9 protein-coding genes are annotated in these 12,922 nt (G+C 61.0%); 5 read left to right on the forward strand and 4 right to left on the reverse strand.

The features are described from left to right. Positions 1-176 precede the first annotated feature (176 nt). The 5 genes from proS (at position 177) to H6M51_RS12150 (ending at position 9,117) form a co-directional block, all read left to right on the forward strand. On the forward strand, positions 177-1,499 hold the full coding sequence (gene proS, locus H6M51_RS12130; protein WP_185810114.1) for a proline--tRNA ligase: 1,323 nt from the start codon (positions 177-179) through the stop codon (positions 1,497-1,499). A 66-nt stretch (positions 1,500-1,565) separates the two neighbouring features. Continuing rightward, positions 1,566-2,873 carry a lipoprotein-releasing ABC transporter permease subunit gene (locus tag H6M51_RS12135; RefSeq protein WP_185810115.1) on the forward strand — a complete coding sequence of 436 codons (1,308 nt, stop codon included), beginning with the start codon at positions 1,566-1,568 and terminating at the stop codon, positions 2,871-2,873. A 13-nt stretch (positions 2,874-2,886) separates the two neighbouring features. Continuing rightward, complete coding sequence (locus H6M51_RS12140) at positions 2,887-3,576, forward strand: ABC transporter ATP-binding protein (RefSeq protein ID WP_185810116.1); 690 nt, start codon at positions 2,887-2,889, stop codon at positions 3,574-3,576. A gap of 347 nt (positions 3,577-3,923) precedes the next feature. After that, positions 3,924-7,424 (forward strand): DNA polymerase III subunit alpha, encoded by a 3,501-nt coding sequence (gene dnaE, locus H6M51_RS12145; RefSeq protein WP_185810117.1) that lies wholly within the window; start codon positions 3,924-3,926, stop codon positions 7,422-7,424. 100 nt (positions 7,425-7,524) lie between these two features. Beyond that, positions 7,525-9,117 (forward strand): sulfatase-like hydrolase/transferase, encoded by a 1,593-nt coding sequence (locus H6M51_RS12150; RefSeq protein ID WP_185810118.1) that lies wholly within the window; start codon positions 7,525-7,527, stop codon positions 9,115-9,117. A gap of 7 nt (positions 9,118-9,124) precedes the next feature. Here the strand turns inward: H6M51_RS12150 and H6M51_RS12155 are convergent, their stop codons facing one another. The 4 genes from H6M51_RS12155 to H6M51_RS12170 form a co-directional block, all read right to left on the reverse strand. Further along, positions 9,125-10,357, reverse strand: a complete 1,233-nt coding sequence (locus tag H6M51_RS12155) for a L,D-transpeptidase family protein (RefSeq protein ID WP_185810119.1) — start codon at positions 10,355-10,357, stop codon at positions 9,125-9,127. 261 nt (positions 10,358-10,618) lie between these two features. Continuing rightward, on the reverse strand, positions 10,619-11,902 hold the full coding sequence (locus H6M51_RS12160; RefSeq protein WP_185810120.1) for a DNA polymerase IV: 1,284 nt from the start codon (positions 11,900-11,902) through the stop codon (positions 10,619-10,621). An 89-nt stretch (positions 11,903-11,991) separates the two neighbouring features. Next, a complete protein-coding gene (locus H6M51_RS12165; RefSeq protein ID WP_185810121.1) occupies positions 11,992-12,627 on the reverse strand; it encodes a hypothetical protein in 636 nt (211 codons plus the stop codon). Then, positions 12,627-12,920, reverse strand: coding sequence for a DUF3572 domain-containing protein (locus H6M51_RS12170; protein WP_185810122.1), 294 nt, complete (start codon positions 12,918-12,920; stop codon positions 12,627-12,629). The genes H6M51_RS12165 and H6M51_RS12170 overlap by 1 nt, the downstream gene beginning before the upstream one ends. Positions 12,921-12,922: the final 2 nt, after the last annotated feature.

A 12,922-nucleotide genomic window follows, 5' to 3' on the forward strand; every position in this document is an offset into this window, starting at 1 on the left:
GCGCGCCGAGGCTCTCTTTGAGAGGCTGGTTCATAGAGCATCTGTGGGCGAGGGCGGTGATCGGCGCTTGCGGGTTTTCTTCTGTAGACCAACCGGCTATGAACGCTTCCTGACATCCCGTTTCAATCGCTGATTCCGCCTGCTGGGGCGGCATCGACAACCATCTGGAATTCGTTATGCGTCTGTCGCGCTACTTCATGCCGATCCTGAAGGAAAACCCCAAGGAAGCCGAGATCGTCTCCCACCGCCTGATGCTGCGGACGGGCATGATCCGCCAGCAGAGCCAGGGGATCTATTCCTGGCTGCCGCTCGGCAAGCGTGTTCTCGACAAGGTCAACGCCATCATCCGCGAAGAGCAGAACCGCGCTGGCGCGATTGAGTTGTCGATGCCGACGCTGCAGTCCGCCGAGCTCTGGCAGGAAAGCGGTCGTTATGAGGATTACGGCAAGGAAATGCTGCGCATCCGCGACCGGCAGGACCGCCCCATGCTCTATGGTCCGACCAATGAGGAGATGATCACCGACATCTTCCGCTCGTCGGTCAAGTCCTACAAGAGCCTGCCGCTCAACCTCTACCACATCCAGCTGAAGTTCCGTGACGAGATCCGTCCGCGCTTCGGCACCATGCGCTCGCGCGAATTCCTGATGAAGGATGCCTATTCCTTCGACCTGACCCAGGCCGACGCGATCCATTCCTACAACAAGATGTTCGTGGCTTACCTGCGCACCTTTGACCGCCTCGGGCTGCGCGCCATCCCGATGCGTGCCGATACCGGCCCGATCGGCGGCAACCACAGCCACGAATTCATCATCCTGGCCGACACCGGTGAATCGGAAGTCTTCTGCCACAAGAGCTTTGTCGATTTCGACATTCCAGCCGTCGACACCGATTTCGACAGCGTCGAGGGGCTGCAGTCGATCTTCGACAAGTGGACCTCGGTTTATGCCGCAACCTCCGAGATGCACGACGAAGCTGCCTTCGGCGCGATCTCCGAGGGCGATCGCCTGTCCGCACGCGGCATCGAGGTCGGCCATATCTTCTATTTCGGCACCAAGTATTCCGAGCCGATGGGCGCCAAGGTGCAGGGTCCGGACGGCAAGGAACATCTTGTCCACATGGGCTCCTATGGCATCGGCCCGACGCGCCTTGTTCCCGCCATCATCGAAGCCTCGCATGACGAGAACGGAATCATCTGGCCGGCCTCGGTCGCGCCCTTCGATGCCGTGGTGATCAACATGAAGCCGGGCGATGAGGGCTGCGACACGACCTGTGACCGCCTCTACACCGCCCTGCAGAATGCCGGCAAGGACGTCCTCTACGACGACACCGACGACCGCGCCGGCACGAAGTTCGCGACCGCCGATCTGATCGGTGTTCCCGTTCAGGTCATTGCCGGTCCTCGTGCCGTCGCCGCCGGTGAAGTCGAGCTCAAGGACCGCAAGACCGGGGCCCGCGAGACGCTGACGATCGAAGCGGCGATCAACAAGCTGACGGCCTGAGGCGAGAGAGCCTCAGCCGAACCGAGACTGGGTGAGCCTTGAGCGAACCCGAGGCAAGGAGAGACCATGGCGACGACGGCCGCTGGCAACGAGACGGTGGACACGGGCAAGGCCGCATCCGCGCGTGCCTTTTCCGGATTTGAGCGGATGGTGGCCTGGCGCTACCTCCGGGCCCGGCGCAAGGAAGCCTTCATTTCCGTGATTGCCGGTTTTTCCTTCATCGGCATCATGCTCGGCGTCGCGACGCTGATCATCGTCATGGCCGTCATGAACGGCTTCCGGACGGAGCTTGTCTCGCGCATCCTCGGCATCAACGGCCACATGGTCGTGCAGGCGGTTGACCAGCCCTTGAGCGATTATGCAGGGCTTGCCGAACGCTTCGCGGCCGTGCCCGGCGTGACCATGGCACTGCCCCTCGTGGAGGGCCAGACGCTGGCGTCGGGCCGGGAAGGTGCCGGATCCGGCGCACTCGTCCGCGGCATTCGGCCGGACGATCTGAGCAAGCTGTCGGTCGTGTCGTCCAACATCCGGTCGGGCGATATGGTCGGCTTCGCCGCCGGACAGGGAGTGCTGATTGGCTCGCGCATGGCGGCTCAGCTTGGGCTGTCGGCCGGTGACACCATCACGCTCGTCTCCCCGGAGGGCGACATCACGCCGCTCGGGGTCAATCCGCGCGTAAAATCCTATCCCGTCTCGGGCATTTTCGAGATCGGCATGTCGGAATATGACGCCTCGATCATCTATATGCCCCTCGAAGAGGCGCAGCTTTACTTCAATGTCGAGGGCATCGTTCAGTCGATCGAGCTGTTTATCTCCGATCCCGACGCCGTCGACGAGCTTCGCCCGAAGATCGAGGAGGCCGCCGGCCGTCAGATCTTCCTCACCGACTGGCGCCAGCGCAACCAGACCTTCTTCTCGGCGCTCCAGGTCGAGCGCAACGTGATGTTCATGATCCTGACGCTCATCGTGCTCGTCGCGGCGCTCAACATCATCTCGGGCCTCATCATGCTGGTGAAGGACAAGGCAAGCGACATTGCCATCCTGCGCACGATGGGGGCGACCTCGGGCGCCATCATGCGCATCTTCTTCATGACGGGCGCTGCGATCGGCACGGCGGGCACGCTCGCCGGCGTCTTCCTCGGCGTGATCGTCTGTCTCAACATCGAGAGCATTCGCCAGTTTTTCTCCTGGGTCTCCGGTACCGTGCTGTTCGACCCCGAGCTTTATTTCCTGAGCCAGCTGCCGGCCGACATGAACATGAGCGAGACGATCTCGGTGGTCGTCATGGCGCTCAGCCTGTCCTTCATGGCCACCATCTTCCCGGCCTGGCGGGCCTCGCGCTTGGATCCTGTCCAGGCCCTGCGTTACGAATGAGGATGCCGAGATAATGGCAAAAGACGTGGTTCTCTCGCTTACCGGCATCGATCGCCACTACGGCCAGGGCGAGACCGTGCTATCCATCCTGAAGGGCGCCGACTTCACCCTCCGCAGCGGCGAAACGGTCGCGCTGGTCGCGCCGTCTGGAACTGGCAAGTCAACGCTTCTGCATGTCGCCGGTCTGCTCGAGCACCCCGACGGCGGCGAAGTGACGGTGGGCGGCATTGCCTGCCAGGAACTCGCCGACGAGCAGCGCACCGCAATCCGTCGCAAGTCGATCGGCTTCGTCTATCAGTTCCATCACCTCCTGCCGGAATTCTCCGCGCTGGAAAACGTGATGATGCCGCAGCTGATCGCCGGGCTTTCCAAGACCGAGGCGGCCGAGCGTGCCAAGCAGCTCCTCGATTACATGCGCGTCGGCCATCGTGCTGACCACCGTCCGGCCGAACTTTCCGGCGGCGAGCAGCAGCGCGTGGCGATCGCCCGTGCGGTCGCCAATGCGCCCCTGGTGCTTTTGGCCGACGAGCCCACCGGCAATCTCGACCCCGAGACGGCAAGTTACGTCTTCTCCGCGCTCGAAGCCCTGGTCCGACAGTCCGGCCTCTCGGCGATGATCGCCACCCACAACCACGAGATCGCCCGGCGCATGGACCGCTGCGTGACCCTGGTGGACGGCAAGGTCGTCGAACTCGAGGTCTGATCTCCTGTTCTCCTGATCCCTCTCTCTCATCATCGAACCTGTTGAGCCTCGGTCAAATTTGTTCCACCGAGATCACAGGTTTTTTTGGGTTGACAATGGAACAGGAAGAGAACAAAATAAAAACATAAAGAGACAGGAGACGCGCATGACTGAAATACTTCGTGACGTTGCTGCATTTGCCTCGATGGCCGTGTTCGTATCCAGCATGGCCCTTTTGATGATGGCTCTCTGAAAATTGCGGGCGGCAAAGCTGGTGAGGAAGGCTTTGCCGCCCGACTTCCTTCTGGACTTCGCAAGCGCAAAGACCGAAAATCCCGACCGATTCAGACAATGAGGAATGAAGCGGTATGGGCGAGGACAGCGTCGGTGGGCAGGCGTCCGGTGGAACGGGTGATGGCCCGGGTTTCGTGCACCTTCGGGTGCATTCCGCCTATTCGCTTCTCGAAGGCGCGCTGCCGCTGAAGAAGATCCTTGGTAAGGCGGTCGCCGACAACCAGCCGGCGATCGCCATCACCGACACCAACAATCTCTTCGTCGCGCTCGAATTCTCGCAGAAGGCGTTGGGCGACGGCATTCAGCCGATCATCGGCTGCCAGCTGTCGATCGACATGGAGGATGGCGCCGGCGAAAAGCGCGGCGGCAATGGCCATATGCCGGACCTGCCGTCGGTCGTCGTCCTGGCCTCGGATGCCGATGGTTATGAGCGACTGGTCGATCTCGTCAGTCGCGCCTATCTCGGCGGCGATGCCGGCCAGCCCGTGCATGTGAAGCTGTCCTGGTTCCGGGAAAGCGGCGCCGAAGGCATGATCTTGCTGACGGGAGCCTCGGGTGGCCCGGTCGACAGGCTGCTGAAGGATGGCCATCGCGCCCAGGCCGAAAGCCGTCTGCTCGCCCTGAAGGATCTGTTCGGTGACAGGCTTTATGTCGAATTGCAGCGCCATGGCGACTATGATCGCACCCATGAGCGGCGCATGGTGCAGCTCGCCTATGAGCATGACATCCCGCTGGTCGCGACCAACGAGGCCTTCTTCCCGGCCAAGGATGATTACGACGCCCATGACGCCCTCATGGCCGTTGCCCATAACGCCATCGTTTCCAATGACGACCGCTTCCGCCTGACCCCGGATCATTACCTGAAGAGCCGGGCGGACATGATGAAGCTGTTTGCAGATCTGCCCGAAGCACTCGAAAACTCCGTCGAGATCGCCCGTCGCTGCTCCTTCATCCTCGACACCCGCAAACCCATTCTGCCGCGCTTCACCGGCGGCAGCGACGATCCGGAAGAGGCCGAACGCGAAGAGGCCCTTGAACTGCGCCGCCAGGCGGAGGAGGGGCTCGACCAGCGCCTTGCAGCGCTGGGCATGGCGCCGGGTTACGAAGAAAAGGACTATCGCGAACGGTTGGAATTCGAGCTCTCTGTCATCGAGCGCATGAAGTTCCCCGGCTACTTCCTGATCGTTTCGGACTTCATCAAATGGGCCAAGCAGCATGACATCCCCGTCGGCCCTGGTCGTGGTTCCGGTGCGGGTTCGCTCGTCGCCTATGCGCTGACCATTACCGATGTCGACCCGCTGCGCTTCTCGCTGCTGTTCGAGCGCTTTCTCAATCCGGAACGCGTCTCGATGCCCGACTTCGACATCGACTTCTGCCAGGAGCGCCGCGAAGAGGTCATCCGCTACGTGCAGCGCAAATACGGCCGCGAGCAGGTGGGCCAGATCATCACCTTCGGATCGCTGCAGGCGCGCGCCGCCCTTCGCGACGTCGGGCGCGTGCTCGAAATGCCCTATGGCCAGGTCGACAAGATCTGCAAGCTGGTGCCCAACAACCCGGCCAATCCGACACCGCTCTACAAGGCGATCGAGGAGGAGCCGAAGCTGCGCGAGGCGGCCGAGGAGGAGCCCGTCGTCGCGCGGCTTCTCGAAATCGCCCAGAAGATCGAAGGCCTCTACCGCCACGCCTCGACCCACGCCGCCGGTATCGTCATCGGTGACCGCCCGCTGTCGAAGCTGGTGCCGATGTATCGCGATCCGCGCTCCGACATGCCGGTCACCCAGTTCAACATGAAATGGGTCGAGCAGGCCGGTCTGGTGAAGTTCGACTTTCTCGGCCTGAAGACGCTGACCGTGCTGAAGACGGCGGTCGATTTCGTCGAGGAACAGCGCGGCATCAAGGTCGACCTCGCAGCGATCCCGCTCGATGACGCCAAGACCTATGAAATGCTGTCGCGCGGCGAGACCGTCGGTGTCTTCCAGGTGGAAAGTGCCGGCATGCGCAAGGCCCTCATCGGCATGCGGCCAGACTGCATCGAGGACATCATTGCCCTGGTGGCACTTTATCGACCGGGCCCGATGGAAAACATCCCGGTCTACAACGCTCGCAAGCACGGCGAAGAGGAAGTCGCCTCGATCCATCCGAAGATCGACTACCTTTTGAAGGAGACCCAGGGCGTTATCGTCTACCAGGAGCAGGTCATGCAGATCGCTCAGGTGCTCTCGGGTTATTCGCTCGGTGAAGCCGACCTTCTGCGTCGCGCCATGGGTAAGAAGATCAAGGAGGAAATGGACAAGCAGTCCGCCCGTTTCGTCGACGGCGCGATGAAGAATGGCGTGTCGAAGCCCCAGGCCGAAAACATCTTCGAACTGCTCGCCAAGTTCGCCAATTACGGCTTCAACAAGAGCCACGCGGCGGCCTATGCCATCGTTTCGTACCAGACGGCCTATATGAAGGCGCATTATCCGGTCGAGTTCCTCGCCGCCTCGATGACGCTCGACATGTCGAACACCGAAAAACTGGTCGACTTCCGCCAGGATGCCGGTCGCCTCGGCATCGAGGTCGTGCCCCCTTCTGTCCAGACCTCCTATCGCCATTTCCAGACCGGCCCGAACCGCATCTATTACGCGCTTGCCGCCATCAAGGGCGTCGGAGAAGGCGCGGTTGATCACATCGTCGAGGTTAGAGGCGACAAGCCTTTCGACAGCATCGAGGATTTCTGCCTCAGGATTGATCCCAAGCAGATCAACCGCCGCGTCTTCGAAAGCCTGATCGCCGCGGGCGCCTTCGACTGCTTCGGCCGCGACCGCGCCGAACTCGTCGGCAGCATCGATCGCATCATGGGTTATGCCCAGCGCGCCCAGGAAAACGCCGTCAGCGGCCAGTCCGACATGTTCGGTTCCGGTGGCGCAAGCGGCCCCGAGCGCATCGCCTTTGCGCCCTATACGCCCTGGCTTTCCTCGGAAAAGCTGATGCGCGAGTTCCAGGTGCTCGGCTTCTATCTCTCGGCCCACCCGCTCGATGCCTATCGCCAGCTCCTAGACAAGCTACGTGTGCAGAACTTCGCTGACTTCTCCGTTGCCGTCAAACAGGGCGCCACGGTCGGCCGTCTTGCGGGCACCGTCATCTCGCGTCAGGAACGCAAGACCCGCACCGGCAACAAGATGGGCATCGTCACCTTCTCGGACGCCTCGGGCCAATACGAAGCCGTCCTCTTTTCGGAAGGGCTGAACCAGTATCGCGACCTGCTTGAGGCCGGCAAATCCCTGGTACTGACTGTCCAGGCCGAAGAACGCCCGGAAGGCATCGGCCTGCGCATCCAGACGGCTCAGTCGCTGGAGGAGCAGTCGATCCGCATGCAGAAGGCAATGCGCGTCTTCGTCCGCGATTCAGGACCGCTGCGCGCCGTCGCCGCCCATCTGAACGCAAGGGGCGACGGCCTCGTGTCCTTTATCGTGATCAAGGATGAGGGTCAGCGCGAGATCGAGGTGGAACTGACCGAGCGTTTCCGCATCTCACCGGAAATCGCCGCCGCCATGCGATCGACGCCTGGCGTGCTCGACGTCGAGCTGGTTTGACCGGTCTGCGTTCCCGATCGTTCGAATTCTAGTTGTTACGTTAGATGAATTGAAACCTGATTGCAGCTACTGATTGAACCTCTAAACTGGAGGTGGCTGTATGGTGATATGGTTGCAGACGCAAAAAGCCTTCAAGGGAGGGGCAGCCGGTTCAATTGTATGGGCCGCCGTTTTTGCTTGGGCAGTCTTGTCAATTGTTGACACAAGCATAACGCTTATGCCTTCGGAGCGTGCTTTACTATTTTCCTGCATCCTGCTCTTTCTTTATGTGTTTCTGAAAATTAGACCTGGAGCCAAGGATGTAAGACTTGTTTTGACCTATGCCGCGACGCTCCTGTTCGCCGCATGGCATGTCTTGTATTCGCTATTCGGCGCGGTCGATATCGATGCGATTCTGTTTCATTTGAATTACGATGTCGGTTCTGCCGCCGTTCAGGGGCAGGCGATCAGGCAATCCTTGATTGCGCTTATTCCGTTCTTCTTGGTTATGATTAGTTGGTGGCAGCTCGCCGGTAAGTCTCGGGGGATGGCTCTTCTGAACCGTTGTCTTCCTGCAGCGCTACTCGCCTTGAACCCTCTCAGCTGGCTCTTCGCCGCCGGAACGCTTGCATCTGCTGCCTCGACACCAGATGACTTGAGCAACTACTTCGTGGATCCACGCGCCTCAGTGGTGCCAGCCGGTCCAACGAAGAACCTGGTCCACATTTTCGTTGAGAGTGCAGAACTGACCCTTTGGGACGAAAAGCGCTTCGGAACTGTGGCTGGCCCTTTGAAAGAACTGGCGACGAGGGGATGGATCGCGACGAACATCGAACAGGTCAACCTGACAGGGTGGACGCTTGCAGGGCAAGTTGCATCGACCTGCGGTGTTCCGCTCATGCCCCTTGGCATCATCAACCGCAATTCGTTTGATCTGGTTGATGAAGTCCTTCCTGGTGCCGAATGCTTGGGTGACATCTTGGATCGACATGGCTACACCAACGTATTTCTAAAGGGCGCAAGCCTCGATTTTGCGGGGACACATGCCTTTGCCGCCGGTCACGGATATGACCGTCTGCTCGGATACGACGAGCTGCATCACCGCTTTCCCGGTCGGTCTAACTATTGGGGTCTGCACGATGAGGATATGCTGCAGGTGGCATACGAACTGGCTGAAGAGTTGAGTGAGGACCAGGCACCATTCAGTCTCACGCTGACCACGGTGGGCGGGCACGCGCCGACGGGCTTCGTGTCCCCGTCTTGCGAGACCCTTCCACTGGTGGCTCAGCAGCCCAGCAGTACGCTGAAGGCATTTGCCTGCACGAATTGGCTGGTCAAACGTTTTGTTGATCGGCTTGAAAACAGCGGACTGCTCCAGAACACCATCTTGATTGTGCAGAGTGACCATCTCTCAATGAGAAATGAGGTTTATGCCGATCTGAACGCTTCCGTTCGGCGCAACATGTTCATGGTCTTGGGTGGCGGCCATCGCGGGGTCGTTGATAAGCCGGCCAGCAGTATCGACTTGTTCCCGACGATTCTCGCAGCGCTGGGTTTCTCAAGCTTGGACGGGCGAGCAGGACTTGGTGTGGATCTGCAGCACACTTCCGGAACGCTGGTTGAACGGTTGGGAACGGAAGGGCTTAACCGCGCGATTTCGCGATCCGACAAACTACGAGACAGGGTCTGGCAGCTCGATCGCCAGCTGCACTGAGACGTACTCACGCCCGCGGCTTCGCCCGCGTCACGGTAATGAAGTCGGTTCCGTCGCCGGTTTCGGGGCCGATGCCTGTATCGGAAATCGTGATCGAGGATCCGTCGCTCAGCATCGTCTCGATCCGCGCCCTGAGGTCATCGGGGATGACGATGCGGGAGAGGGCGGCCTCGGCCGTGAAAAGTGCCGGATCGTCTGCCGGGATGGTGATCCCGAGACGTGTTTGCGTCGAGGACGTCAGGTGATCCTCCAGCGTCACGCCATGCCAGTCTGCCGTGCGTTTGAAGCGGTCGACGTCGGATGCCTCGATGAAATGCGTGCCGAGTGCCTTTTCCGGCTCCTCGATGTCGATGGGAGCGGAGAAGAGCGGCGCGAATTTCTGGCGGATCATCAACTGCCCCATCGGCGGGTGATCTTCGCCGGCTTGCGCATAGAGTGCCGCAAGGAAGGGTTTGGACAGGATCTCGCCGTCCTTTTCGATGGTGTTCTTTTCCTTGAATTCCCGGATCGCCGATATCGTCCGGCTACCGAGCAGGCCATCGGGAATGCCGGCGTCGAAGCCGAGTTGGTTCAGCAGCCGTTGCACGTCGAAGGCCATGTCCCGCTGCGTGCGCCGCGTGATCAGGATACGCAGCGGCGGCGGTTCCTCGATTGTCAGTTTCGTTTCGGCACCGGTGCGTGGTGTTACCGCGTTCATCGCCACCTCCACCGGTTTCAACCCCGTTTCCAGACGCCCCGGCCGCAGCTCGACATCGGACAAGAGACCGCCGTCGTCGACCGGCAGGCGCGGCGTAAAGAGCTTGGCGTGACTGACCGGTCTCGGGGCGACGGGGGCATCGGTGATGATCACATGCGCGCCGCGCTCGGTCATCGAAAACAGCGTTTTGGCAAATCCGTTCGGCAATCGGACGCAGCCATGCGAGGCCGGATGGTTTGGAACCTTGCCTTCATGCAGGGCGATCCCGGACCAGGTCAGCCGTTGCATGAAGGGCATCGGCGCGTTCGAGTAGAGGTTCGACTCGTGGTATTTCCGCTTTTCGAGGATGGAGAAGATGCCAGAAGGTGTCGTGTGGCCGGGTTTCCCGGTTGATACCTTGGAGGTCGCGATCACCTGGTCGCCGTCATAGACGGTCAGCGACTGCTCCGCTTTAGAAACATAGATCTGAAGCGGCCCATCAGCGCCTAGCGCGGTACTGGCCAAGAGGGAGAGGCTGAAGGCAAGCGCGATACGCTGGAACATGGTCGACCACTTGGAACGCGAAACAAAACACGCTCGCATTCTATCCTGCGAAGTTTAAGAAAAGTTTTGCGGAAAAATCGATGCTTTGCTTTTCACGGGTTCGTGATTGCCTGTCCCCGGGAAGCACTACGGGTTTCAGAATCATGAGACTGCGGAACAACAACGTGGGCGGCGGCCATAATCTCCAGGCCAGTCGCGGGGAGGGGCGGCCCAGCGATGAAGGAAGCTGATGCTGCGTTCGTGGATATCCGCTTCGCCGCGTTATCTCTTCGCGGGAAATGTATAACCTGTCTGGACGGTCCCCTTGCCGAACTTGTCTCGCAACTTGTCCATCGCCGCTTCGGCAGCCGCGCGGCGCGATGCCTGGGCATCGACGAGATCTGGCGGATCGGCAAGTGCAGGATCCTGAAGGTCGCTGACACCGATGCCGATCAGGCGAAACTTCGTGCCATCAGTCTCCTTTTCGAGCAGCGACATGCCCGTGCGGAAGATCCGGTCGGCGAGCTGTGTCGGGTCGTCGAGCCGCCGGTTGCGTGTCCGGAGCTTGAAGTCTGCCGTTTTCAGCTTCAGCACCACGGTCTGACCGGCAATCTGGTGCCGCTTCAACCGCCACGCCACCTTTTCCGATAGCGCCCTCAGATGGACAACAAGCTCGTCAAGCTTGTGGATGTCGTCGAAGAAGGTCGTCTCGGCCGAGACGCTTTTGGCGGGATCATTCGGATGCACGGTCCGATCGTCGATGCCCCGTGCGAGCCGTGACAGCCGCTGTCCCATGGAGCCATAGCGACGCATCAGCTCGGTCTCGTCCATGATCTGCAGCTGGCCGATGGTGCGGATCCCGTCTGCCTGCAGCGTCGCCGCAAAGGCCTTGCCGACACCCCAGATCATTGTCACCGGCTTGTCGGCGAGAAAGGCGAGCGCTTCGGCCTCGCCGATGACCGAAAAGCCCCGCGGCTTCTGCAGGTCTGACGCGACCTTGGCGAGGAACTTGCAATAGGAAAGCCCGACCGAAACGGTGATTCCGATCTCCTGCTCGATGCGTCGAGCAAGGCGGGCCAGCACCCGGGCCGGCGGATCGTGATGCAGGCGTTCTGTGCCCCTGAGGTCGAGAAAGGCCTCGTCGATGGAGATCGGTTGAACGAGCGGCGTCAGCTCCTCCATCATCGCCCGGACCTCACGACCAACGCGCGCATACTTCTCCATGTCCGGCCTGATCACCACGGCCTGCGGGCAGGCCTCCAGCGCCTTGAACATGGGCATGGCCGAGCGAACGCCATGAATGCGGGCCACATAGCAGGCGGTCGAGACCACACCACGTTTGCCACCACCGATGATCACGGGTTTGTCGATCAGCTCCGGATTGTCGCGCTTCTCGACGGAGGCATAGAAGGCGTCGCAATCGATATGTGCGATGGGCAGGTCGTAGAGTTCCGGATGATAGACGAGCCGCGGGCTGCCACAGGAACGGCAGCGGCGTGCACCCTCGATCTGCCCGGTCAGGCAGTCTCGACAGAAGCCGGGATGAACAGGGGCAGTGCGCGTCATGTCCGGAACAAAGGTTGAACATCTGTACCATAGGCCGCATCGCATGGCGAGGCAAGGGCCATCGCCGCAGGCTCGCCGCCGCTGCCATGTCAGCGGTGGAAATGCGCCTGGATGAGCGCCGACGCCCGTGGCCAATCCTCGGCTTTCCGCACCGTCTCATGCGGATCGGGCGCGAAGCGGAAGATCTCATGCGCTGGCGGCAGATAGACGAGGAGGCAGTCCGGGACGTGGTCGCCGACCGAGTGGAGATTGTGCACCATGTCATCGACGAAGGCGACGGGCAGGGGCCTCCTGTCGTGCAACGCTGCCACCATGGGTCCCTTCGCCTCTTCCGTTGCGATCATCGGGTAGCTGAGCGTCAGCTGGTCGAGCAGCCGGCGCCTTACCTCTGCATGCTGCGGCGGCATCGCGGTCAGGAAAACCAGATCCGCAGTCCTGCCCAGAGCATGCAGGCTGTCGACGGCGTCGGCAAAGGGTGTCTGCCAGCGCTCCTGCTCGTCGAAGAAATCGTGGATGAGTGCCTTGACGACCGGTGCCTCCAGCACGCTTTCGTCGGCCCCGTTGACAATGTTTCCGGTGAGCTTGAAGGACCGTGGGAGGAGCCGATGGCCGCGGGTCTGGAGAAAGGCTTCGAACGGTGTCGCAAACTGCAGCACAACATCATCGACGTCGCAGACGATCAGGGGGCGGTCGGCAAGCTGGATATGGTCGACGTCAGTCAGCATCAGACGTCTGCCGAATCGAAGCTGGGCCCGGCATAACGGTGATAGGCCTCCACCACGGTTTCCGGCTTGGTATCGGTGGCGCTGCAGAAAGCCATCAGCGTCGGTTCGTGTTGCATCAGAAATTCCAGCATGCCCGCGAGGAAGGCCGGGTCGTTCACCGCCTGGCGCAATTGCTGTGGCTGAACACCGGAGAGCGCCAGAAACCGCGACAGCATCTCCGGTTCATTGGCCAGCCAACCGAGCACGGCGACGGCCGTCGCCTCGGCATCGGCCGGTATATCTCTGTTTTTCATAA

It is taken from the genome of Rhizobium sp. AQ_MP (assembly GCF_014237835.1).
Classification (GTDB): domain Bacteria; phylum Pseudomonadota; class Alphaproteobacteria; order Rhizobiales; family Rhizobiaceae; genus Allorhizobium.